Consider the following 21,263-nt stretch of genomic DNA (forward strand, 5'->3'; position numbering starts at 1 on the left):
GTACGTCAGATGGAGGTCCGCGGCTGGCGCCACATGGAGGAGGCCCCGCGCCCCTCGCTGCCCGGCCAACAGGGGAACGGCTGGAGAGCGGCCTGACCCGCCGCAGGCTTGACCTGCGGGGCCATCTCGATGAGCGGTACCGCAGGTTGCACAGTCGATGACGCCGGATACGGTGTCTCCAGCGACCCCCCGGACCCTGGAGACGAGCATGGCCGCGGCCTTGCGCAGAGTAGCGGCCACAGTGATCGACTACGGCCTGATCATGGCCTACGCGGGCGTGGTGGCGGCAGTCTGTGTCCCTCTCTACTTCGCGGGGATCACGCTGATCCCCGTCATCGACGGCCTCGGGAGCAGGATTCTCGCCCAGGTGATCGCAGCGGCGATCCTCTCCGTCCCCGGCACGGTCTGGCTGGCCTCGCGGGAATGGTCCGCACGGCAGGCGACACCCGGCAAGCGCCTGCTCGGCCTCAAGGTGGAGACCCTCTCGGGCGCACGTCCGAGCAGGCCGGTGGCCCTCGCCCGGACAGCGCTCAAGGTGCTCCTGCCGTGGGAGGTGGCCCACACCATGGTCTGGGATCAGCTCGCGTGGCCGAAGGGCGAGTTCGGCCCGCGCGACCTGACGCTGGCCGTCGTCACCTACGGGCTGCTCGGCCTGTATGGGCTCACCCTGTTCCTGGGCTCGGGCCGGACCCCTTACGACCGGCTCTGCGCCACCAGGGTCGTCAGAGCTTAGGGCAGCTCGGTCGCTCCAGCTCCGCCTGCGACGGAGCGCCGGGAAACTGGCCGTACGAGGCCGCCTCGGCATCACTTAACACCTCAACTGGCACAGGCCCAGGAAGTAGGGCGAATCCGCTATCTGGTTCAGTTCGAAGATCCAACCGTCACGACAGACACGTTGAGCCGGTCGTTCGGGACGGCAGACCTCCACCGCCCTTTTCGCCGGAGGCCTCCAGGAACGTGGCCAGGCCCGCACCGTAGCTACCGGCTCCTTCAGGAGCCCCGTGGCGGCGAGTGGGGATGTGCTCCTGGGCGAACTTCCGGAGCCGGCGACAGCCGTGGGCGTCGGTGGTCGCCTCAGCATGGGCGAGGACGGCTCCCAGCGAACCGGCCGAGTCACGCCGAAGACCGCGGACGAGCCGCCGATCAAGCCGACGGGGTGGGCCAGGCCGACGCCGGCACCCGGTGGACATCTCGAAAACAAGGCAGCGCCATATCGGGCGCCGGTTCCGAATGCGGGTCATACAAATGCCAGCCTCGAGCGTGACAGGCCCAACCGGGCCGTAGGTCAAGAATCACAGTTCCGATGCTCGTCGGACCCCGAGCCGCACTCCACCCGAGGTCGACGCGTCATCGGTCAGTTCACGGCGACGAACCATGTGTTCTATCCAGTCATAGGATCGACGCGGTGTCGGGCGAACTGGTCTGCGGCCGGGGAGTGTGAGGGGCCGGAAGGCCCCCGGCATCGTGGCCCGTGCGCGCCGCTCCGTGGCCGGGTGCGAGTTCGCGGTGGTGGCGGTCGACGTGCCCGGCCATGGCGACCGGCCGAAGGACGAGGAGTACAACCGGATCGCGACCGAGAACCAGGCTCGTGCGGTTGCCGGAGAGGAGCCGGCTCCGCTGATCGCTGGGTTCCAGGCGCTCGTAGCCCGCCAGACCGTCCTGGAATGGCAGACGGTCCTGGACGCGGTTCAACGACTCGAGCACGTCGGGGCTGGTCCGGTGGGCTACTGGGGCGTGTCGTTGGGTTGCGGACTCGGCGTTCCGTTCGTTGCCGCCGAACCCCGGGTCCGCGCGGCGGTGCTGGGCCTGGGCGGGGCGCTGGCATCGGCGGAGGCCGCCGCGAGAATCACCGTCCCGGTGGAGTGCCTGCCGCAGTGGGATGATGAGCGGGTGCCGCGGGCCCAGGGCTTGGCGCTGTTCAACGCCTTGGCCTCAGCCCAGAAGACGCTGCACGCCAACCCCGGCAGGCACGGGGAGATCCCGGCGTTCGAGCTGGACAGCACGCTACGGTTCTCCGCCCGGCACCTCGGCTGATACCGCCGTCCGCAGTCCGCGACGCGCCGATCGGGATCCGTTCCCGATCGGCGCGATCAGCAACACCGGTCGGCGTGGCCGACACAGTTCAGGTTCGGGAGATCGACGATGACGAGGGTCGGCGGCTGCAGCGGATCGATGGTGACCTGGCGGCGGGCCCAGATGGTGCCGCCGTCCGCGCAGGGCATGCCCGTGGCGAAGATCGCCGAGGTGACGTTCACCAGTACAGTTTCGCTGCCAGGCGCCGGCCGGGAGCGTTCATTCCGTAGGTGTATCCACCCGTAGCCGGTTGCCGTCAGGATCACGCAGCTCGATCTCGCGCGCCCACGGAGTGTCCTTCACCTGAACACCGGACTCGTCCGCGACGGCGCCGACCATGCCGGCCACCGTGAGCAGGGCAGCATGATCCGCCGCTACATCGCCTGGCGAAACCGCAACACCGACAACCCTCGCCTACGCCGCATGGTCAAGAAGAACGTGGCCTGACGCGGATCTAGGTCGCCTCGACCTTGGCCAGGAAGGCGTTGACAGTGGTTTCGATGCGCTCGGGGAATTCACCGTTGATGGCATGCGACGCCTCCGGCCAGAGTTCGACGGTGCCGTGCCGGAGCAGGCGGCGTGCCCGTGCCGCGGCCTTGCTGGGAGCGTGAATAATGCTGCGGCCGCCGAGGATCACCAGCGTGGGCAGATCGATCCCGGCGATCTGCTCGTCGGTGGGGTAGGTGGGCCGGGGAAGGCTGGCAGTGAAGTCACGCATGCCGGAGGCGATCAGCGCGGCGACAGGGCCGTCTTCGGAGGCGTCGGCGCCACCGGAGATCCAGCTCAACAGGCGCCGCCGGACGGCCTGGGGCATGGGGAGCACCGACCCCAGAGAGACGACGACGACCTTCCAGGTGATGCCGCCGAAGGTAGCGGCCGGTTCGAGCAGGACGAGCGAGCGAACTCCGGCCGGCCGACGAACGACGAGATTGAGCGCGGACCAGCCGCCGATCGACAGACCCAGCACGTGAAGCGCCTGTTCAGGCAGGCCGTCGATCAGCGACGCGAGCCAGGCCGCCTGGTCTTCGGAGGAGGTCAACCGGCAGGTCTGCACCGACAGGCCTGGCTCTCCGATGAGGTCTATCGCATACACCGGGCGGTTTTTCGCCAGGCCGGCCAGGTTGGCCTCCCACATGGGCGCAGCCGCTGCGCGACCGGGCAGAAGCAACAGCGGCACCCCGTCGGCGGGTCCGAACCGGTAGACGCGAACGGTGCCGAAGTCGGTCGACACATTCAGCGTCGCGCTCGGCGCGGGCAGGCCAGCAATCGCGCGGTCGTAAGCCTGCCGATATCTGGCGTAGGCGGCGGCGTCGCGGAAGTGGCCGAGCTTGCCTGCCCTGAATGCCGCCCCGATGTTCGGTGCGATGGTGTCCATGGCAACCCTCTCGTTTACTATACGTTCGTATTGTAAAGGCTCGGGAGGGGCGATGCCGAAACACGTGGATCATGATGCGCGTCGTGAAGAGATCGCCAGGGCCGCGCTTCGGCTGTGCGTGCGTGAGGGCCTGGCATCGGTAACCATCGGACGCGTCGCGGCGGAGGCCGCGATCTCCAAGGGCCTGGTCCAGCATTATTTCGCCACCAAGGAGGCGCTGTTGCAGCTCGCCGCGACCATGCAACGGCGCGACATCGAGAGCGCCGTCGCGGCAGCCGTACACCTGGATGAGCCACCACGTGCGGCGCTGCGTCAGGTCCTTCTGGCACTGGTGAATCTCGGCACTGAACAGATCCTGGCAGGCCACGCATTTCTCTCTTCCGCCGCTGCGGACCCCCAGCTTCGCCAGCTCTACCAAGAGGGGTCGTCCGCTGCGACCGCCGCTGTCGCGCGACTTGTCACCGAGGCTTGCGGTTCGGCTGTCGCCGCCGAGGCGGAGGCGCGCATCCTGCTCGGCGTGGCAGGAGCACTCGCCGACGCGCGCATGCTGGGCGAGATCAGCCCCAGTGCGGCCATCGCGGTACTCGATCTGCAGTTGAGCCGTCTCATCGCGGATTCGGCGAGCTGAACATTCCTCGTCGGCCCGCTCTCGGTCTCCAGGCACCTCCCGGAGTGAGATCCAGGATGTTCCACAGGGCCAGATCGGATCATTACCGATCTCGCGCACCAGGCGGGGAGCGGCAGCTACCCGTACGGCGCCGGATTCCCCCGCCCCGGGATCCCCCGGACGGGGGAGGAGGGCCGGTGACGGCCCCGGCACAATGGCAGTTGACTGAGGAGCCGCACACAGATGCCAGCACAGGGAACGCCGTCGTCCAAGGGCCAGGAGGTCCAGCGGACGTTCGACAAGATCACTGACTACTACGACCTGATGAATCGCCTCATGACGCTGGGGCGGCATGCCGCCTGGTGCCGTGAGATCGCGGAGGGCGCGAAGGTCCCCTCAGGTGGGAGCATGCTCGACATCGCCACCGGAACCGGCGTCATCGCTCTTGCCGCACGGGAGAAATATCCGGACTCGACCGTCCACGCCGTCGATTTCTCGGAGCGGATGCTGGCGGAGGCGGCGAGCAAACCGGGGGCCTCCGCCATCACGTGGCAGTACGCGGACGCGAACGACCTGCCCTTCGGCGACGGGTCCTTCGACGCCGTCACGCACGGCTATCTCCTGCGGAACGTGGAGAATGTCGAGCGCGTGCTCGAAGAGCAGTACCGCGTGCTCAAACCCGGAGGCCGGGTCGTCATCCTGGAGACCTGCCCGCCGCGCGGACCGCTCCGTTACCCGGTGGAGCTGGGGGTCCGGATCGTGATTCCCCTTCTCGGCCAGATGGTCGCACGCGATCGGGAGTCGTATGCGTATCTGCAGGAATCCACGCTCGGCTTCATGACTCCACAGGAGGTCTCCGCGCTTCTCCGCCGGGTCGGCTTCGGCTCCATAGCGTGGCGGAAGAGGTTCTTCGGCACCCACATGATCATCTCGGCCGAAAAGCGGTAAGCCTTCCGTGCGCCCGGCGGAACGGGAGCGATGCCGGAGAGCTGTGGATTACCGGGAGAGGGTGGTTCTGCCCGCCGCCGGCGGCGACCGAGCCGCGGCCGCCGAGCCGGCGCGTACGGGGTAGTCAGGCCAGCCAGCGTCATGAGCGCCAGGCTCTCGATCATTCCCGGCGCGCGGCGGCACCCGGCGCGGAGCGAATTGATCGTTTTCCCGATCGTCGGCTCACGCGGGAGCGCCCGATGTCGCCGTCCGAGCCTTCGGACGGGCCTCTTGGCTCGCTACCGGCTGTGCGGGTTCCTTGGATATCCCCCCGCCGCGCGCACGACAGCCAAGCGCCACGAGTGCACCATGGAAACGCAAGGGACTCGCAGGATCATTCTCGATGCCGGCGGCTGTTCGTCACCCCCACGACGCCGGTGCCGGCGAGGCCGAGCTCGTAGGCGAGAACGGCCGCCTGGGTGCGGTCGCGGGCGCCGAGCTTGTCCAGGAGGTTGCCGACGTGCGTCTTGACCGTCTCCCTGGTGACGTGCAGCGCCGAGGCGATCTCCGCGTTGTTCCGCCCGAGCGCGATGTGCCGCAGGACGTCCAGCTCGCGCGGTGTCAGCTCGACCGGCACGCGCTGCCGAGCGGTGCCGACATGCGGCGAGGCGATGCGGCGCAGCGCGTCGGGGAAGAGCACCGCGTCGCGCCCGTGCACCAGCCGGACGGCCTCCACCAGCTCGCCGGCGGGCGAGCGTTTGAGCACGTAGCCGGCGGCACCTGCGCGCAGGGCCCCCCAGACGAGCTGGTCGCTCTCGAACGTGGTGACCATGATGACGCGCGTCTTCGGGGAGCGGCGGGCGAGCTCCCGGGTCGCGGCCAGACCGTCCATGCCGGGCATGCGGATGTCCATCAGCACGACGTCCGCGCCGGTGCCGGCCTGGACCGCCGTACGGCCGTCGGCGGCCTCGGCCATCACCTCGATATCGTCGTGGAGGGAGAGCATGGTCGCCCAACCCGAGCGGATCAGCTTCTCGTCGTCGGCCAGGACGACCCGGATCACAGCGGCAGGCTCGCCCGGACGCGCCACGTTCCGCCCACCTCCTCCCAGGTGCACGTCCCGCCTGCGAGGCGGGCCCGCATGCGCATGCCGGTCAGGCCGCGCCCCGGCTCCCCGGGCGTGCCCAGGGTCGCGTTGTCCATGGTCAGGGTCAGGTCGGTGCCGACGGCGACGCCGAGCGTGACCGGGCCGTGCCCGTGGCGCAGGGCGTTGGTGAGCGCCTCCCTGGCGATCGCGAAGGCGGCCCGCGACGTCGCGGGGGGCACCTTGCCGAGGGGGTCGACGCTGACCCGGACGTCGAGGCCGCGGGTGAGCGAGCCGAGCGCCTCCAGGGTGGGCGTCTCGCCCGCTACGCCGTCGTCGAGCACGCTGAGCAGCACGTCGAGCTCCTGCTGAGCGTCGCGGGCGGTGGTCGTCAGGTGCCCGAGCGACTGCGCGACGAGAGTGGGGGCGGCGCGCTGCAGCGCCGCCTCGGCCGCCATGGCCTGCACCAGGACGACGCTGAGGGCGTGGCCGACGGAGTCGTGCAGTTCCAGCGCGAGTGACTGCCGGCGGCCGAGCTCGTCGATCAGGCGGGACGGCTCGGAGCGCAGCAGCCGGCGCGCGACCCAGCGCTGGCCGAAACCCGTGGCGACCATCGCGGCCAGCATGACGGCGGCGAGCAGCAGCACCTCGGCCACCTCGCCGGGCGCCACGCGCCACGCCCGCGGGAGCAGCCCGGGAGACAGCGCCAGCACGGCCGCGCTGAGCGTCGCGCCGACGTACAGGTGCAGGCTGGTCAGGGCCACCAGGTAGAGGCGGTCGCCCCGCTCGGGCACGTCGACGTCGAGCAGATCCGACAGCGCGGTCACCTCCAGGCGCCGCGTCAGCGGCATCATCGCGAGCAGCACCGAGGCGGGCAGGCACGCCGCCCACAGCACCAGCAGGCGTCCCGGCGTCAGCTCCGCCAGGATCAACAGGCCGAGCGCCGCGGCGACCGGAGCCAGCAGCGCGGCGCCCAGTAACTGGTAGACCCCGGCCCGCACGGCCCGGGCGAGATGGTGCTTCACGGGGATCGACGTTAGCCGACCCCTCGAGGGGTGCACTCCCCCGCCGGGGGGAGGTGGCACGGCCCGGTCGTTCCTAGCGTGAGCGCCATGACGAGAACTGATCGGTCACGCGGCGCTACGCCCTCGCTCGCCGTGATCGCCGGAACAGCAGGATCGCCGGTGACCGGCGGGCGGCTGCGTACAGTGTGGAGAGCCGCCCACGCCCCGGTGGCCGGGGTCTCCCGCTGGGCACGGACTGCCGCGTACGCCGTGCCGTTCACCGTGCTGCCATCCAGCCTCTGGCGGCTGCCTGCCGTGTTCGACGATGGGATCGGGCTCGGCGAGCGGGCGTACATCGTCTTCCTGTCGATCCTGTCGGAGCTGGTGGCGTTCACCGCCGTCGGGTTGGTCGCCGCGTGGGGAGAGCGGTTCCCTCGCTGGATCCCTGGGCTGCGTGGTCGCAGAGTGCCGACGCCGGCCGCCGTCATTCCCGCGGCACTCGGCGCCGTGATCCTGACGGTGCTGTGGACCGCCGCCTTCGTGACCGAGTTCGCCGGAGTGACCCTCCGCGGCGAGCCGACTCCCGCGGACTTCCCCACGCAAGCAGGCGGCTGGGAGGCCGCGATCTTCTACATCTGCTACCTTCCGCTTCTGCTGTGGGGACCACTGCTCGCCGCCGTCACCTACGCCTACCACCGGCGCCGGAACCAGTGAACCCCGTCGGCACAACACCGTGCCCCAACACCCTGGCGCGTTATGTGAACGCATCCGCTTGCGTTCCTCAAACGACGTGGGGACAGGTGCATCGGGTTACTCGTTCGTTCTGGCCCTCGCAGCCGGGACCGTCTGAGCCTCCCGCCCCGGGCGAGGTGCGGATCGCGCCTGGACTACGACGCGTCCTGATCGGCCAAGCCGCCGTCTTCCGGCGCCCGCTCTCAGTGGGAGAGGGCGGTGAGGCGGTTGCTGAAGCGGGCGAGCATCCCGCTCTGGGACGTCTCGGAGACCATCCGGCCGATGAGCGGGGGGATCCGCCAGTTGGCGGGGCTGCGCCTGGCCAGCCTGGACACCAGGTTGACGTGCGGGTAGCGGGCCCGCTCGTAGGCGCGTAGCCGTTGCGCCGGGTCGCCGCCCTTGGCGAGCTCGCGCCCGAGCACCCACACGTCCTCCAGGGTCTGGTTGGCGCCCTGGCCGAGGGTGGGCGGCATGAGGTGGGCGGCGTCGCCGAGCAGGGTGACGCGGCCCTTGCCCCACTCCCGGCGCACCTTCTGCCAGTGATGGCCGAAGAAGTCGAGATCGTCCTCGGACGCCTGGGCGAGCAGCTCGGGGACAGGGGACGCCCAGTGGCCGAAGCGGCGCCTCAGCTCGGCCAGGGGCGCGGCAGGGCGCGGCTCGCCGGGAGACCAGCGCACGTCGAACCACCACTGGAGCTTGCCGTCCCCGGCGGGGATGATCCCGCACGCACCCTCCCTTCCGGTGATCATGAGGTGGAGGTGGGTGCGGGCGAGGTCGATGTCGATCCGGCTCAGGGCCTGCCAGGTGCCGAAGGTGGCCGTCCGGATGGGGACGTCGCCCCACAGCTCGCGCCGGACGACCGAGTGGTGGCCGTCGGCTCCGATGAGCAGGTCCCCTGTGATCACCGAGCCGTCGTCGAAGGTCGCCGTGACCCGGTCGCCGTCCTGGGTCACTTTCCGGCAGCCCGTGCCGTAGCTGATCAGGTCGCCGGGCAGCCCCTCGGACAGCCGCTCCAGCAGAAGGCGGCGGGAGATCGACTTGTTCGGGAAACCGTAGAGCGTGGCCGCATGGGCCATGTCGGAGCTGAGCCGTAGCCGGCCGTCCGCCGTCAGGGCGTCGATCCGGTCGAACCGGCCGCCGACGCCGTCAAGGCTGACACCGAGATCATGCAGCACGGCGGCGCCGTTGCTGAAGATGCTCAGTCCCGCGCCGCCCGTCCGCATGGTCGGCGCCTGCTCATAGATCCGCACCCGGTGCCCGGCGGCCAGCAGGCTCCGTGCGACGGCCAGGCCGCCCACGCCGGCGCCGATGACAAGAACATCCATTTTCTCTCCAAATCGAAGTAACTTCGTTTTAAAGATACATCGATACGAAGTACATTGGGTCGAGTGACCGACAAGCACCCAGAAGAGGACGTCTTCCGCGAGTTCCTGATCGCGGTCATGCTGCACATCGAGGCGATCGCCGACCGGCTCGGCGTGCACCATGTGGACGTGGCCGCCCTCATCCTGCTGGAGATGCGCGGCCCGCTCCCCGTGGGGGTCATCTCCGAGGAACTGGGGCTGCCGTCCGCCTCCGCGACCCGGCTCATCGACCGCCTGGAGAAGGCCGGCTATGTGCGGCGGGTGCGCGGCGAGCGCGACCGGCGCATGGTCACCGTGGAGCTGATAGAAGGTGGCATGGCCGACTACCACGCCACCCGCATCACCTCCGAGCGGCACCTGGGAGAGATCCGCGGGCATTACACGCCGGAGCAGGTGCCGTTGATGCTGGGCATCCTCACCGGCGTCGCCCGGGCCTACCGCTCGGCGACCAGGGAACTGCGCGAGCAGTCCGGCTGAAGCGCCGCGGTGAACACTCCATTCATGGCTCTGCAAGCGTGAGGTTTTCGCTTTCGCGGCCGGGGACGCCTCCGGTCGCCGCCCTGCGGTGGGCGCCCATGGCCCCCCCGCTCTTCGACGAGTCGGTCTCCAGCGCCTGGCGGACCGCGGCCTCGGCGGCCGTGCGCAGGGTTCCCCTCGCGGTGTACGACGTGTCTCGGGCCCGCCGGCCCCGGGCAGGGGGCACCGGGTGACCCTTGCGCCAGGCGACCGAATGTTGTTCCGTTAAGGGTGACGGAACAACACGTTACCAAGCGCTTGCTTGTGGCGGCCGTACGGACTTAGAGTCGAGGAGATGTCCATGCCTGAAGGTCCTCTGGCCGGGGTGCGGGTGCTGGAGCCGGCCGGGCTCGCCTCGGGCCCGTTCGCCGGGATGATGCTCGCCGACCACGGCGCCGAGGTGCTGCGCGTCGACCGCGTCAAGGCGGTCTCCGACAAGCCGTGCGCCGACGTCATGGGCCGCGGCAAGCACACGATCGGGCTGGAGCTGAAGTTCCCCGACGGGGTGGCCGCCTTGCCCGGCCTGTCCCCGGCGACCCGGCTGACCGACCTGCCGTAGGGCTTGCACGGGGAGGAGGCGCGGAAGCTGCGCGAGGCGGGGGTGCTGGCCCGATGGAGCGAATGAGGAATGGTGAGCGACCAATGAGCATGGACGTCTTCGAGGCTCTCTACACCACGCGCGCGATGCGCCGGGTCAAGCCGGACCCGATCCCGCTCGAGGTGCAGCGCGCCGTCCTGGACGCCGCAGTGCGCGCCCCCAGCGGCGGCAACCAGCAGAACTGGCGCTTCATGCTGGTCGACTCCCCCGAGGTCAAGGCCGAGCTCGGCCCGCTCTACCGCGACGGGCTGCGCCAGCTGTTCGACAGCTACTACAGGCCGCTGCTGGACCAGGCCGACGATCAGGCCCGCCGCGTCTTCGCCTCGGCGCAGCACCTGGCCGACAACTTCGAGAACTACCCGCTGATGCTGTTCGCCTTCGCGCAGCACGACCCGAGCAGCGGCGGCTCGATCTTCCCCGCCGTCTGGAACGCCCAGCTCGCCGCCCGCGCGCACGCCGTCGGCACCGCCCTCACCAGTATTCTCGGCATCTTCCACCCCAAGCAGACGCTGAGCGTGCTCGGCGTGCCCGAGGGCGAGGGCTGGTGGCTGGCGTGCACGGTGACGTTCGGCTACCCGACCGGCCGCTGGGGCGTCGCGCCCCGCCGCCCGGCGCATCTGGTGAGCTACCGCAACCGGTGGGGCGACCCGGTCGGCTTCACCGTCGACGGACCGTTGTGGAGGGAGCAGCCATGAACCTCGGCGGCCAGGGAGTGCTCGTCACCGGCGGCGGCAGCGGCATCGGGCTGGGCGTCGCCAAGCGCCTTGCCGCCTCGGGCGCCGCCGTGACCATCTGCGGCCGCACCGAGGACCGGCTGGCCGCCGCCTGCGCGGAGATCGGCAAGGCGAGCTACGTGGTGGCCGACGTGGCCGACGAGGAGCAGATGGCGGCGGCCGTACGGCGGGCGTGGGAGCACGCGGGCCGCCGCCTGGACGGGGTGGTCGCCTCGGCGGGCGGCTCCGGCTGGCTGGGCCCGATCACCCGGCTGCCGATCGAGGAGTGGCAGAAGGTCATCGCGACGAACCTGACCGGCACCATGCTGGCGCTCAAGCACTCCGCCGCGCTGATGGCCGCGGCGGGCGGCGGCTCGTTCGTGGCGATCTCCTCGATCGCCGCCTCCAACACCCACCGCTGGTTCGGCCCGTACGGCGTGGCCAAGGCGGGCATCGACCACCTGTGCATGCTGGCCGCCGACGAGCTCGGTCCCAGCGGCGTCCGGGTGAACGCGATCCGTCCCGGCCTGATCCGCACCGAGATGGTGTCGATCATCACCGACGCGGAGAACCCGGTCCTGGCCGACTACCAGGCCTGCACCCCGCTGCCCAGGGTGGGCGAGGTGGCGGACGTGGCCGCGCTGGCGGCCTTCCTCCTGTCGCCCGAGGCCTCGTGGATCACCGGCCAGGTCGTCAACGTGGACGGCGGCCACTCGCTGCGCCGCGGCCCCGACTTCTCCCCCTGGCTCGAACCCGCCTACGGCCGCGACGGCCTGAGAGGGGTGACACCCACCCAGACCCCCTCCTGATATGTCCGGCGCCAGCGCCGGACATATCAGGAAATTTCGGCATGACCGCCAAATCGTCGGCGCGAGCGATGCGGCGGCTCCGTGACACTCCCCTACCGGAGCTGACCATGCACGATCTTGTCATTCGCGCCGCCACCGTCGTCGACGGCACCGGCGCCCCGCCGTACACCGCCGACGTCGCCGTCACGGACGGCCGCATCACCGAGGTCGCCCGCCGGAACGGCGCGGACCTGCCGGGGCGCGCCCGGCGCACCGTCGAGGCGGACGGGCTGCTGCTCACGCCCGGCTTCGTCGACCTGCACACCCACTACGACGGCCAGGCCACCTGGGACCCGCTGCTCGGTCCCTCGTGCTGGCACGGCGTCACCACCGTGGTCATGGGCAACTGCGGCGTCGGCTTCGCCCCTGCCAGGCCGGACCGGCGCGAGTGGCTGATCGGCCTCATGGAGGGCGTCGAGGACATTCCCGGCACCGCCCTGTCCGAGGGGATCGCCTGGGAGTGGGAAAGCTTCCCCGAGTTCCTCGACGCGCTGGAGCGGCACTCGCACGCGCTCGACATCGGCACCCAGGTACCGCACGGGGCGCTGCGCGCGTACGTGATGGGCGAGCGCGGCGCGCGCAACGAACCTGCCTCACCCGACGACGTCGCCAGGATGAAACAGATGGTCAAGGAGGGTATCGAAGCCGGGGCGCTGGGGTTCTCGACGAGCCGGACGCTGGCGCACAGGGCGATCGACGGCGAGCCCGTGCCGGGCACGTTCGCGGCCGAGGACGAGCTGTTCGGCATCGGTGAGGCACTACGCGAGCTCGGCAGGGGCGTCTACGAGATCGCACCGGCCGGAGCCGCGGGTGAGGACGTCAACGCGCCGATGAAGGAGGTCGCCTGGATGAGCAGGCTGGCCGAGACGATCGACCGGCCGGTGACCTTCGCGCTGCTGCAGATCGACTCGGTGCCCGACCTGTGGCGTGAGCTGCTGAGCGAGTCGGCCAAGGTGGCGCGGCTGCACCCGCAGGTGGCCTGCCGGCCGTTCGGGATGCTGATCGGCCTGGAGGCGCTGCATGCCTTCGCCGACCACCCCTCATACCAGGAAATTTCCACCTTGCCGCGCCACGAGCGTGTCCACCGCATGCGCGACCCCCAGGTCAAGCACCGCATCCTCCACGAGGTCCCGAAGGACGAGGACATGCTCGCGGCCCTCTGCCGCGGCTTCACCGACCGCCTCTATCCGCTGGATCCGGAAAACCCGGACTACGAGCCGCACCCCAGCACCTCCGTCAAGGCCCAAGCCGAACGCCAGGGCCGCGAGCCGCTCGAGCTGCTGTACGACCTCATGCTGGAGGACGACGGCCAGGCGATCTTCCTGCTGCCGATACTCAACTACGCCAACGGCGATCTGGATCCCCAGCGCGAGATGCTGCTGCACCCGCAGGCCGTACTCGGGCTCGGCGACGGCGGCGCGCACTGCGGCTTCATCTGCGACGCCTCCATGCCCACCACGATGCTCTCCCACTGGGCGCGTGACCGCTCGCGCGGTGCGCGGCTGCCGCTGGAGCACGTCGTCAAGCTGATGTCACGCGACACCGCCCGGCTGTACGGCCTGCACGACCGCGGCACGATCTCCCCCGGCATGAAGGCCGACCTCAACCTCATCGACTTCGAGCGGGTCGGCAACCACCGCCCGCGAATGGTGCACGACCTGCCCGCGGGCGGACGCAGGCTCATCCAGCGGGCCGGCGGCTACGTGGCCACCTTCGTCGGCGGCACCCAGACCTTCTCTCACGGTGAGCACACCGGAGCACTGCCCGGCCGGCTGATCAGGGGCGGAGCATGAGCGAACTGTTCAGGACCACGGAAGCGGCGATCGCGGACAGGAAGGGCACGGCCGCCGGCCACCGGACCGGCATCGACCTGCTCGACGGCGACATGTACGCGGACGACCCCTGGTCGCTGTACGCCTGGCTGCGCGAGCACTCCCCCGTCCACCACGACGAGGCGAACGACCTGTGGGGCATCTCCCGCCACGCCGACATCTCCGCCATCGAGCGCGATCCCAAGCTCTGGACCAGCACCGGCGGCTACCGCCCGCAGCTGCCGTCCGACCCCTCCATGATCGGCATAGACGATCCGCAGCACGCCGAGCGCCGCCGCCTCGTCTACCGCCGCTTCACCCCACGCCACGTGCACGGACGCTACGCCGAGCGGATCAGGGCGGTGGTGGTCGAGCAGATCGGCCAGGCGCTGGAGAAGGGCACGGTGGACGCGGTGCCCGCGCTGGCCGCGCCGCTGCCCGCCCGGATGATCGGCTGGCTGCTCGGCTTCCCCGACGCCGACTGGCCCAAGCTCATGCACTGGTCGGAGACGACGATCGCGGCGGGAGGCGGCTTGCGCTATGTCACTCACGAGGCCGCGGTCGCCGCCGGGGAGTTCGGCCTGGCCGTGCTCGACCTGGCCGCCGAGCGCCGCAAGTGCCCGCACGACGACCTCATGTCGCTGTGGTCGGCACGGCCCGACTACGACGACGAGCGCCTGGCCAACGAGGCGCTGCTGCTGCTCGACGGCGGCGCGGAGACCACCCGCACGGTGATCGCCACCGCCATCGACGCGCTGATCAGGCACCCGGACCAGTGGCGGCTGCTACGCGAGGACCCGTCGCTGACGGAGAACGCGGTCGAGGAGTTCATCCGCTGGACCACCCCGATCCTCAACATGTGCCGCGCCGCCACCCGCGACACCGAGCTGCACGGCCACACCATCCGAAAGGGCCAACAGGTCCTGCTCATGTACGGCTCGGCCAACCGCGACCCGGCGGTCTTCGCCGACCCCGACGTGTTCGACGTGACCAGGAAGCCGGGCGGCCACATCGCCTTCGGCCTGGGCACGCACTTCTGCCTCGGCGCGGCGCTGGCCAGGCTGGAGCTGAAGATCTTCTTCGAGGAGTGGGTGGCCAGGGTCGACTCGGCCGCGTGGGCCGACGCGGAGGGGCCGCGGCTGATGCGCAACTCGTTCGTGCGCGGCGTCACGTCCTTCCCGATCGTCCTGGAGGCGCGGTGATCAACCTCGCGGACGTCTTCGAACGCGCCGCGGACGCGGTGCCCGACCGGCTCGCCCTGGTCGCGGGCCAGGTCCGGCTGACCTACCGCGAGCTGGACGAGCGCGCCAACCGGGTGGCTCACTGGCTCCGGACCCAAGGGGTACGGCCAGGCGAGCACGTGGGCATTCTGTCCTGGAACCGCGCGGAATGGCTGGAGAGCATGATCGGCTGCTTCAAGGCCAGGGTGGCGCCGGTCAACGTCAACTACCGTTACCTCGAGCGGGAGCTGGCCCATCTGCTCGGCGACGCCGACTGCGTGGCGCTGCTGGGCGAGGCCGACCTGCTGGCCAGGGCGCCTTTCGACGGTCCCGTGCTGGCCTTCGGCGAGCCGTACGAGCGGGCGCTGGCGGGCGTACCGGGCGGCAGGGGCTTCGGGCCGCGGTCGGGGGACGACCCGTACATCCTCTACACCGGCGGCACGACCGGGCTGCCCAAGGGCGTGTTGTGGCGTTCGGAGGACATCTACCTCGCGGCGATGAGCGTCTACTCGGGGCCTGTCGAGGATGTTTCGGAGCTGCGCTTCGGGCCCGAGGGGCCGCGCTTCCAGGTGCACGCGCCGCTGATGCACGGCAACGGGCAGTGGAGCACCTGGATCTGCCTGTCGGCGGGCGGCACGGTGGTCCTGTGGACGGGGCGGCACTTCGATCCGGCCGCGGTGCTGGAGCTGGCCGAGCGCGAGCGGTCGCAGGTGCTGTCGTTCGCGGGGGACGGCATGGCCAGGCCGGTCGCCGACGAGCTGGGGCGCCGGCCGTACAAGCTGGAGGTCTTCTCGGTGGGGTCGGGCGGGGCGCCGCTGTCGGCGACGACGCGCGAGAGGATCCGCGCGGTGCTGCCCGACGCGATGATCGTCGACAACTACGGCGGGTCGGAGACGGGCGCGGTAGGGGCCGCCGCCGAGGAGGAGCGGCCCAGGTTCGCGCTGGGTCCCGGCTTCGCCGTGCTCGGTCCCGATCACCTGCCGGTACGGCCGGGCGAGCAGGGGGTGCTGGCCAGATCAGGAAACATCCCGCTCTGCTATTACAAGGATCCGGTGAAGACGGCGAGCACCTTCGTCACCGGGCCGGACGGGACCCGCTGGGCGCTCCAGGGCGACCAGGCGATCCTGCACGAGGACGGCACCGCGCTCATGCTCGGCCGGGGCTCGATGGTGATCAACACCGGCGGGGAGAAGGTGTTCCCCGAGGAGGTGGAGATCGCCGTGCGCAGCCACCCGAAGGTGTACGACGCGCTGGTGGTCGGCACGCCCGATCCGCGATTCGGCCAGCGGGTGACAGCAGTGGTCGCGGGTGAGGTGACGCTGGAGGAGCTGGCCGAGCACTGCCGCGGGCGGCTCGCGGGTTACAAGATCCCGCGAGCGCTGCGGATCGTGCCCGAGATCAAGCGGACGCCCGTGGGCAAGCTCGACTACGCGTGGGCGCGGACGTTGTTCGCGTAGTCCTTCGGCGTGATCGAGTCGTGGAGGCGGAGGCCCGAGGCGTCCGGCTTGGCCAGGCGGACCGCGGCCTTGTCGCTTCGACGACCGGCAGGTGGTGGACACCCGCGCGGCGCGCGATCTCCTACGTCATGAGCGGGGACTCCTCGGGGTCGACGGCGACCAGCGCCCGGCTCATCACCCGCGCCACCGTGAGGTTCCGCACGTCCATCACGCCTCCTCCGGGGCCCGCACGACCGCGACGGGGCAGTGGGCGTGGTGCAGGACCCCGTGGCTGACCGACCCCAGCACGGCCGAGCCGAGCCGGCCCTGCCCCCGCGAGCCGACGACGACCAGGTCCGCGGTCTGCGAGGCCTCGCAGACGACGGCGACGGGGTGCCCGCACACCACCGTCTCCTCGACCTCGACCTTCGGGTACTTCTCCCGCCAGGGACGGAGCACGTCCGCCGCGACCCGTTCCTCGGTGGCGAAGATCTCCTCCACCAGCGGCGCGTAAAGGGTGGCCCCCTGTCCCAGGACGGGCATCTGCCAGGTGTGGATCGCCTGCAGCCGGGCGCCGCGCCGGGCGGCCTCCTCGAAGGCGTACCCCAGGGCCGCCGCCCCGTGGGCCGAGCCGTCGAAGCCGACGACGACCTCATCGTAGGTCCGCTCCTGGGCCCCTCTGACGACCACGACCGGCGCGGGCACCTGCCCGGCCAGGGCGAGGGAGACCGAGCCGAGCAGCAGCCCGGTGAACCCGCCGCGACCCCGGCTGCCCAGCACCACCTGCTCGGCGTCCTGGGCCTCACGCCGGAGAATCTCGACCGGGCGGCCCGTCTCCAGCACGGTATCGCCCTCGATTCCCGGGGCGCGCTCGCGCGCCGAGCGGGCCGCGTTCTCCAGCACGCCCTGCCAGGACTCGGTCACCGAGTCGCGGAAGCCCGGCGGGGTCTGCAGCGGGATGTCGTAAACCCACGGCTCGCACACGTGGACGATCCGCAGGGCACATCCGCGCCGCGCGGCGTCGTCGGCGGCCCATTCGACCGCGGCCTGCGAGGAAGGTGAGCCGTCCACGCCCACCACTACATGCGCTGTCATGTCGTCCTCCTCCGGCTTTCCCCTTCTGTTCCCATCCGACCGCCTCCCGGCGTTCTCCACAGCGGCCGAAGGACCCGGGCATCAGGGACTTCCGACTCCTGCCATCAGGCTTCGTCCGGAGTGGAATGCAGGACATGGAGAACAACATCCGTGAAGGCAGGCCGGCCCGCGACCGCGCTCTTGACCTGCTGGACGTTGTCTTCCTTCTGATGAGAAGCCGGCGGCATCAGAGCGGTCCGCACGTGGTCGTTCGACGGTGCGCAGCACCCGACGGTTTCACGCCTGTGATCGTCTTTGCTTTCCCATCAGGAGATTTCCATGAGCGGACACATGACGGCCCCCGGCGACCTGGGCCGCCGGCTGGCCTCGCGGCGCAAGGAGCTGGGCCTCAGCCAGGAGCAGCTGGCAGGCCAGGCCGGGATCGATTTTCTGCGGATCCGAGATCGGCAGCGCCCGTCAGCGCTCCTGCCGGCACCGCAAGAAGCTCACAACGCGGCCCCGGGCGGGCTGATTTGATTCATCCGACGACCGCGACGGGGCAGTGAGCGTGGTGGAGCACCCCGCGGCTGACTGAGCCCAGAAGAACCGATCCGCCGGCGCCGAGGCCGCCGGACCCCACGACGAGCAGGTCGGCTCGTGCCGAGGCGGCCACGAGAGTCGGCCTTCGGGGAGGATCGGACCGGATTTTGACGCTGGAGAGAGGAGGTCCCTTCCGGATGCTCCCGTCCCAGAGGTGCTTGAGCGGGGCGTATCCGGTGGCCGGGGATGACCAGATGCGGCCACGTTGATCGATTGACCCATCGATTGCTTCAGATCATCGCCAATGGAAGGGCGGCCGTTCTATGAGCCGACGCTGGAGCTGTCCTTCATCCGGAACCTGAAGGAGGGCCGGTTCACGGCGGTGCAGGTGCCGACCGCGACGAACGAGATGTGGCGGTGGCAGCTGTTCGCGCACAACGAGGCCACAAGGCGCGTCGACTCCTTCAACGTCGAACGCGGCGCGGACGGCTGGTTCAACACCCAGGGCACGCGGTTCTACACCAGCCCCGGCCCGAAGTACCGCGACGCGGTGTTCGAGCGCAGTCCTGGAACGTGCCCGTTCACCAACCGCGAGCTGGTTCCGGTCGCGGGCGCGGCCGGCCACGCGGAGACCGCGCTGCTCATGGACGGCAAGGCCGCGCACGTGGACCTGGGCGACCCTGCCGCGCTGAAGTTCGCCGCCGGGCCGTACACGATCCGAGGTTCGGCCAGGCGACCTGGTCTTCCACGAAACCGACTCCTCGCGTCCGGGCCCAGACCATGTCGGCTTGGCGACCAGCAGGCGGCTGGTGAACGCATCCTGTACCGGCGCTGTGGTCCGTACCGACGCCATCGACCGGCAGGGGTTCGTGGCAGCGGTGCGTCCGTCCTGGCGAGAGGCGGGCTGGGCGTCAGCGCGGGGCGACGAGTGCCGAGCCGAACACCCACGGGGAGGTCTGGGCGATGAAGTCCGCCGGGAATCCGAGCGCGAAGCCGGTGGCCTCCTCCAGGCGGGCGATGCTTTCCGGCGGCAGGGTGAGGTCGGCGGCGGCGAGGTTGTCGCGGAGCTGGTCGAGGCTACGCGCCCCGACGATGGGGTGGATCGCGCGGGACCGGCTCGCGGTCCAGGCGATGGCCACCTGCGAGGGCGTGGCGCCGAGGTCGTCGGCGACCTCTTGCACCACTTGGGCCATCGCGTGGTCATGAGACGACAGCGACTCGGCGTTCAGCCGGCCACCGGCCGCGGGGCCGCCGGGGCGGGTGTACTTGCCGGACAGCACGCCGCCGCCCAGCGGGCTCCAGGCGGTGACGCCCAGCCCGAGCGACTCGGCCATCGGCAGCAGCTCGCGTTCGATGTCGCGCTGGAGCAGGTTGTACGGCACCTGGAGGCCGATGAACGGGCTCCACCCGTGCCACTGCGCCAGCGTGTTGGCCCGGGACACGACCCAGGCGGGGGCGTCGGAGATCCCCACGTACAGCACCTTGCCGGCCCGGACCGCGTCGTCCAGCGCGCGCATGGTCTCCTCGATCGGGGTGTCGCGGTCCCACATGTGCACCCAGTAGACGTCCAGGTAGTCCGTACGCAGCCGGCGCAAGCTGGTCTCCAGGGACGCCCGCAGGTTCTTGCGGTGGTTCCCGGCCGCGTTGGGGTCGGAGCGGTCGCGTGACACGGTGTACTTCGTGCCCAGGACGAACGACTCGCGCCGGCCCTCCAGCAGCTCCCCGAGTATCTGCTCGCTGGCCCCGTCACGGTAGTTGACCGCGGTGTCGATCATGTTGCCGCCGGCCTCGGCGTACAGGTCGAGCATGCGTCGGCACTCCGGCAGCGGCGCGCCGACGCCGCCCTGCTCGCCGAAGGTCATGGCGCCCAGGATCAGCTCGGAGACCCGCAGGCCGCTCGCGCCCAGTGTCCGGTATCTCATGCCGTCGCCGATCCGCTGAACAGCTCCGCGGCCCGGGAAACGATCTCCTCGTGCGGCACGTCCCGGATGTGCTGGTCCAGCGCCCAACGATGCCCGAATGGATCGAGCAACTGGCCGGTGCGCTGGCCCCAGAAGGCGTCGTGCACCGGCTCGAAGACCGTGGCCCCCGCCTTCAGCGCTCGATCCCAGGCGGCGTCGACGTCCGGGACCGGTAGGTGCAGGGCGGCGGAGGTGCCGCCGAGCGCGGCCGGCGAACGCATGCCCCGGTCAGGCATCTCCCCCGCCACCGCGAGGAGGGTGTCGCCGAGCAGGAGGTCGACGGTCAGCGTACGGCCGCCGGGCAGGGTGATGCGGTCCGTCTCGCGTGCGCCCAGGGCCTCGGCGTACCAGGTGGCGGCCTCGTCGGGGTCGGTGACGACTAAGTGGATGGCAATGCGCGTCATGACCATGACCATACACTCTGTATGGACAGCAAGTCCATACAGAATGTCTGTACGGCACGTCCATACATGCCGTCGTATGCTGGATCGCATGTCTCCCAAGCGTCCCGCCCCGTCCGCCCGCCGATCCGGCGCCGAGCCGGCCTCCGCAGAGCTGCGGGAGCGCATCCTGTCGGCTACGCGTGAGCTGCTGCGGGAACGCCGCTTCGACACCCTGAGCGTGGCCGACATCCTGACCGCCGCCGAGGTGTCCCGCGCCAGCTTCTACTTCTATTTCGCCGGCAAGCAGGCCGTGCTCGGCGAGCTGGTACGCGAGGCCGTGTCGCGGGGGCAGCAGGCGGCGGAGCCCTGGATCGGCGGACAGCAGGATCCGGCCGACGCACTCCGGGCCGGTGTGAGCGACGGCGCCCGGCTGTGGCGCGCCAACGCGGGCGTCCTCATGGCGATCACGGAGAGCTGGGGCTCCGATGACGGGCTGCGCACCCTGTGGCTCGAACAGATGGATCTGTTCACCGAGGCCGCCGCGGCCCGCATCCGATCCGACCCGGAGGCGCTCCGGCACCTCGGCGAGGCGGACGTGCGCGCCGTGGCCGCCTCGCTGACCTGGATGGGGGAACGGCTCTACTACCTCGCCGCGGCCGGGGTGCCGCCCTTCGACGACGAGCAGGTCCTCATCGACGTCCTCACCCATGCGTGGACCTCACTGCTCTACGGCCACCGCCTCGGTGACCACACCGTCCGGGAGCCCGGCCGTCGCCGTTGAGGTCGTCGGCGAGGCCCTGGTACGGCTGGTCGGTGAGGGCATCGCGGTGCGGCCGCACAACCGCGGCTCCGCGGTCCCGGACTTCTCCGATCGACGCTGGCAGGAGATCGCCGAGGCACGCCGCACGACCGAACCGGCCAAGGACGATCCCATCCCCCAAGCGGTGATCTGCGGACAGCATCGTCCAGGAAAGGAGTTGCCGTGACTCACGTGCCT

The 21,263-nt window shown here is 70.6% G+C and carries 26 protein-coding genes; 16 read left to right on the plus strand and 10 right to left on the minus strand.

The window, feature by feature from the left end:
- Nucleotides 1–208: 208 nt before the first annotated feature.
- Both ACZ6R6_RS26335 and ACZ6R6_RS26340 read left to right on the plus strand, forming a co-directional pair.
- Nucleotides 209–733, plus strand: a complete 525-nt coding sequence (locus ACZ6R6_RS26335; RefSeq protein ID WP_470097559.1) for an RDD family protein — start codon at nt 209–211, stop codon at nt 731–733.
- Between the two features lie 704 nt (nt 734–1,437).
- On the plus strand, nt 1,438–2,034 hold the full coding sequence (locus tag ACZ6R6_RS26340; RefSeq protein ID WP_470097561.1) for a dienelactone hydrolase family protein: 597 nt from the start codon (nt 1,438–1,440) through the stop codon (nt 2,032–2,034).
- Nucleotides 2,035–2,090: 56 nt separating this feature from the next.
- Here ACZ6R6_RS26340 and ACZ6R6_RS26345 read toward each other — a convergent pair whose 3' ends face one another.
- From ACZ6R6_RS26345 to ACZ6R6_RS26355, 3 genes are all read right to left on the minus strand, one after another.
- Complete coding sequence (locus ACZ6R6_RS26345) at nt 2,091–2,255, minus strand: hypothetical protein (RefSeq protein ID WP_470097563.1); 165 nt, start codon at nt 2,253–2,255, stop codon at nt 2,091–2,093.
- 37 nt (nt 2,256–2,292) lie between these two features.
- On the minus strand, nt 2,293–2,421 hold the full coding sequence (locus ACZ6R6_RS26350; protein WP_470097565.1) for a hypothetical protein: 129 nt from the start codon (nt 2,419–2,421) through the stop codon (nt 2,293–2,295).
- Between the two features lie 106 nt (nt 2,422–2,527).
- Entirely contained in the window at nt 2,528–3,448 is a 921-nt protein-coding gene (locus tag ACZ6R6_RS26355) for an alpha/beta fold hydrolase (protein ID WP_470097567.1), read from the minus strand.
- 52 nt (nt 3,449–3,500) lie between these two features.
- Here ACZ6R6_RS26355 and ACZ6R6_RS26360 point away from each other — a divergent pair, with 52 nt between their 5' ends.
- Both ACZ6R6_RS26360 and ACZ6R6_RS26365 read left to right on the plus strand, forming a co-directional pair.
- Entirely contained in the window at nt 3,501–4,076 is a 576-nt protein-coding gene (locus ACZ6R6_RS26360; RefSeq protein WP_470097569.1) for a TetR/AcrR family transcriptional regulator, read from the plus strand.
- A 222-nt stretch (nt 4,077–4,298) separates the two neighbouring features.
- Entirely contained in the window at nt 4,299–5,003 is a 705-nt protein-coding gene (locus ACZ6R6_RS26365) for a ubiquinone/menaquinone biosynthesis methyltransferase (protein ID WP_470097571.1), read from the plus strand.
- Between the two features lie 373 nt (nt 5,004–5,376).
- Here the strand turns inward: ACZ6R6_RS26365 and ACZ6R6_RS26370 are convergent, their stop codons facing one another.
- Nucleotides 5,377–6,045: a response regulator transcription factor gene (locus ACZ6R6_RS26370; RefSeq protein WP_470097573.1), complete on the minus strand. Its 669-nt coding sequence runs from the start codon at nt 6,043–6,045 to the stop codon at nt 5,377–5,379.
- A complete protein-coding gene (locus ACZ6R6_RS26375) occupies nt 6,042–7,091 on the minus strand; it encodes a sensor histidine kinase (RefSeq protein WP_470097575.1) in 1,050 nt (349 codons plus the stop codon). The genes ACZ6R6_RS26370 and ACZ6R6_RS26375 overlap by 4 nt, the downstream gene beginning before the upstream one ends.
- Nucleotides 7,092–7,178: 87 nt before the next feature.
- Between ACZ6R6_RS26375 and ACZ6R6_RS26380 the strand changes: the two genes are divergently transcribed.
- Nucleotides 7,179–7,784, plus strand: a complete 606-nt coding sequence (locus tag ACZ6R6_RS26380) for a hypothetical protein (protein WP_470097577.1) — start codon at nt 7,179–7,181, stop codon at nt 7,782–7,784.
- Nucleotides 7,785–8,005: 221 nt separating this feature from the next.
- Here the strand turns inward: ACZ6R6_RS26380 and ACZ6R6_RS26385 are convergent, their stop codons facing one another.
- Nucleotides 8,006–9,127, minus strand: a complete 1,122-nt coding sequence (locus ACZ6R6_RS26385) for an FAD-dependent oxidoreductase (RefSeq protein ID WP_470097579.1) — start codon at nt 9,125–9,127, stop codon at nt 8,006–8,008.
- 63 nt (nt 9,128–9,190) lie between these two features.
- Here ACZ6R6_RS26385 and ACZ6R6_RS26390 point away from each other — a divergent pair, with 63 nt between their 5' ends.
- The 7 genes from ACZ6R6_RS26390 (at nt 9,191) to ACZ6R6_RS26420 (ending at nt 16,329) form a co-directional block, all read left to right on the plus strand.
- Entirely contained in the window at nt 9,191–9,643 is a 453-nt protein-coding gene (locus ACZ6R6_RS26390) for a MarR family winged helix-turn-helix transcriptional regulator (protein ID WP_470097581.1), read from the plus strand.
- Nucleotides 9,644–9,983: 340 nt separating this feature from the next.
- Nucleotides 9,984–10,241 (plus strand): CoA transferase, encoded by a 258-nt coding sequence (locus tag ACZ6R6_RS26395; RefSeq protein WP_470097583.1) that lies wholly within the window; start codon nt 9,984–9,986, stop codon nt 10,239–10,241.
- Nucleotides 10,242–10,324: 83 nt separating this feature from the next.
- On the plus strand, nt 10,325–10,975 hold the full coding sequence (locus ACZ6R6_RS26400) for a nitroreductase family protein (RefSeq protein ID WP_470097585.1): 651 nt from the start codon (nt 10,325–10,327) through the stop codon (nt 10,973–10,975).
- Nucleotides 10,972–11,802, plus strand: coding sequence for an SDR family oxidoreductase (locus ACZ6R6_RS26405; RefSeq protein ID WP_470097587.1), 831 nt, complete (start codon nt 10,972–10,974; stop codon nt 11,800–11,802). Before ACZ6R6_RS26400 ends, ACZ6R6_RS26405 begins: the two co-directional genes overlap by 4 nt.
- A gap of 107 nt (nt 11,803–11,909) precedes the next feature.
- Nucleotides 11,910–13,634 (plus strand): N-acyl-D-amino-acid deacylase family protein, encoded by a 1,725-nt coding sequence (locus ACZ6R6_RS26410; protein WP_470097589.1) that lies wholly within the window; start codon nt 11,910–11,912, stop codon nt 13,632–13,634.
- Nucleotides 13,631–14,854 carry a cytochrome P450 gene (locus ACZ6R6_RS26415; protein WP_470097590.1) on the plus strand — a complete coding sequence of 408 codons (1,224 nt, stop codon included), beginning with the start codon at nt 13,631–13,633 and terminating at the stop codon, nt 14,852–14,854. Before ACZ6R6_RS26410 ends, ACZ6R6_RS26415 begins: the two co-directional genes overlap by 4 nt.
- A complete protein-coding gene (locus tag ACZ6R6_RS26420) occupies nt 14,851–16,329 on the plus strand; it encodes an AMP-binding protein (protein WP_470097592.1) in 1,479 nt (492 codons plus the stop codon). Before ACZ6R6_RS26415 ends, ACZ6R6_RS26420 begins: the two co-directional genes overlap by 4 nt.
- A gap of 207 nt (nt 16,330–16,536) precedes the next feature.
- Here ACZ6R6_RS26420 and ACZ6R6_RS26425 read toward each other — a convergent pair whose 3' ends face one another.
- A complete protein-coding gene (locus ACZ6R6_RS26425) occupies nt 16,537–17,403 on the minus strand; it encodes a universal stress protein (protein WP_470097594.1) in 867 nt (288 codons plus the stop codon).
- 318 nt (nt 17,404–17,721) lie between these two features.
- On the opposite strand from ACZ6R6_RS26425, the gene ACZ6R6_RS26430 reads away from it, so the two are divergent.
- Nucleotides 17,722–17,919: a hypothetical protein gene (locus ACZ6R6_RS26430; RefSeq protein WP_470097596.1), complete on the plus strand. Its 198-nt coding sequence runs from the start codon at nt 17,722–17,724 to the stop codon at nt 17,917–17,919.
- A 1-nt stretch (nt 17,920) separates the two neighbouring features.
- Here the strand turns inward: ACZ6R6_RS26430 and ACZ6R6_RS26435 are convergent, their stop codons facing one another.
- Nucleotides 17,921–18,208 (minus strand): universal stress protein, encoded by a 288-nt coding sequence (locus ACZ6R6_RS26435; RefSeq protein WP_470097823.1) that lies wholly within the window; start codon nt 18,206–18,208, stop codon nt 17,921–17,923.
- Between the two features lie 18 nt (nt 18,209–18,226).
- Here ACZ6R6_RS26435 and ACZ6R6_RS26440 point away from each other — a divergent pair, with 18 nt between their 5' ends.
- Nucleotides 18,227–18,889, plus strand: coding sequence for a hypothetical protein (locus tag ACZ6R6_RS26440; RefSeq protein WP_470097598.1), 663 nt, complete (start codon nt 18,227–18,229; stop codon nt 18,887–18,889).
- On the opposite strand, the gene ACZ6R6_RS26445 is transcribed toward ACZ6R6_RS26440, so the two are convergent.
- Together ACZ6R6_RS26445 and ACZ6R6_RS26450 are read right to left on the minus strand one after the other, a co-directional pair.
- A complete protein-coding gene (locus tag ACZ6R6_RS26445; RefSeq protein ID WP_470097600.1) occupies nt 18,834–19,844 on the minus strand; it encodes an aldo/keto reductase in 1,011 nt (336 codons plus the stop codon). The genes ACZ6R6_RS26440 and ACZ6R6_RS26445 overlap by 56 nt on opposite strands.
- On the minus strand, nt 19,841–20,287 hold the full coding sequence (locus ACZ6R6_RS26450; RefSeq protein ID WP_470097602.1) for a VOC family protein: 447 nt from the start codon (nt 20,285–20,287) through the stop codon (nt 19,841–19,843). The genes ACZ6R6_RS26445 and ACZ6R6_RS26450 overlap by 4 nt, the downstream gene beginning before the upstream one ends.
- A gap of 88 nt (nt 20,288–20,375) precedes the next feature.
- On the opposite strand from ACZ6R6_RS26450, the gene ACZ6R6_RS26455 reads away from it, so the two are divergent.
- Together ACZ6R6_RS26455 and ACZ6R6_RS26460 are read left to right on the plus strand one after the other, a co-directional pair.
- Nucleotides 20,376–21,047, plus strand: coding sequence for a TetR/AcrR family transcriptional regulator (locus ACZ6R6_RS26455; RefSeq protein WP_470097604.1), 672 nt, complete (start codon nt 20,376–20,378; stop codon nt 21,045–21,047).
- The gene (locus tag ACZ6R6_RS26460) at nt 21,010–21,252 is read left to right on the plus strand and encodes a hypothetical protein (protein ID WP_470097606.1); all 243 of its coding nucleotides are present in this window, start codon (nt 21,010–21,012) and stop codon (nt 21,250–21,252) included. Before ACZ6R6_RS26455 ends, ACZ6R6_RS26460 begins: the two co-directional genes overlap by 38 nt.
- The last annotated feature ends 11 nt before the right edge of the window (nt 21,253–21,263 follow it).

This window comes from Streptosporangium sp. NPDC048886, assembly GCF_055586905.1.

Coding starts and splice junctions, on each gene's coding strand:
- ACZ6R6_RS26395 (WP_470097583.1), top strand. CDS start 9,984: ATGCCTGAAGGTCCTCTGGCCGGGGTGCGGGTGCTGGAGCCGGCCGGG.
- ACZ6R6_RS26410 (WP_470097589.1), top strand. CDS start 11,910: ATGCACGATCTTGTCATTCGCGCCGCCACCGTCGTCGACGGCACCGGC.
- ACZ6R6_RS26445 (WP_470097600.1), bottom strand. CDS start 19,844: ATGAGATACCGGACACTGGGCGCGAGCGGCCTGCGGGTCTCCGAGCTG.
- ACZ6R6_RS26335 (WP_470097559.1), top strand. CDS start 209: ATGGCCGCGGCCTTGCGCAGAGTAGCGGCCACAGTGATCGACTACGGC.
- ACZ6R6_RS26425 (WP_470097594.1), bottom strand. CDS start 17,403: ATGACAGCGCATGTAGTGGTGGGCGTGGACGGCTCACCTTCCTCGCAG.
- ACZ6R6_RS26400 (WP_470097585.1), top strand. CDS start 10,325: ATGAGCATGGACGTCTTCGAGGCTCTCTACACCACGCGCGCGATGCGC.
- ACZ6R6_RS26455 (WP_470097604.1), top strand. CDS start 20,376: ATGTCTCCCAAGCGTCCCGCCCCGTCCGCCCGCCGATCCGGCGCCGAG.
- ACZ6R6_RS26365 (WP_470097571.1), top strand. CDS start 4,299: ATGCCAGCACAGGGAACGCCGTCGTCCAAGGGCCAGGAGGTCCAGCGG.
- ACZ6R6_RS26405 (WP_470097587.1), top strand. CDS start 10,972: ATGAACCTCGGCGGCCAGGGAGTGCTCGTCACCGGCGGCGGCAGCGGC.
- ACZ6R6_RS26430 (WP_470097596.1), top strand. CDS start 17,722: ATGAGCGGACACATGACGGCCCCCGGCGACCTGGGCCGCCGGCTGGCC.
- ACZ6R6_RS26450 (WP_470097602.1), bottom strand. CDS start 20,287: ATGACGCGCATTGCCATCCACTTAGTCGTCACCGACCCCGACGAGGCC.
- ACZ6R6_RS26385 (WP_470097579.1), bottom strand. CDS start 9,127: ATGGATGTTCTTGTCATCGGCGCCGGCGTGGGCGGCCTGGCCGTCGCA.
- ACZ6R6_RS26415 (WP_470097590.1), top strand. CDS start 13,631: ATGAGCGAACTGTTCAGGACCACGGAAGCGGCGATCGCGGACAGGAAG.
- ACZ6R6_RS26440 (WP_470097598.1), top strand. CDS start 18,227: ATGGAAGGGCGGCCGTTCTATGAGCCGACGCTGGAGCTGTCCTTCATC.
- ACZ6R6_RS26355 (WP_470097567.1), bottom strand. CDS start 3,448: ATGGACACCATCGCACCGAACATCGGGGCGGCATTCAGGGCAGGCAAG.
- ACZ6R6_RS26360 (WP_470097569.1), top strand. CDS start 3,501: ATGCCGAAACACGTGGATCATGATGCGCGTCGTGAAGAGATCGCCAGG.
- ACZ6R6_RS26380 (WP_470097577.1), top strand. CDS start 7,179: ATGACGAGAACTGATCGGTCACGCGGCGCTACGCCCTCGCTCGCCGTG.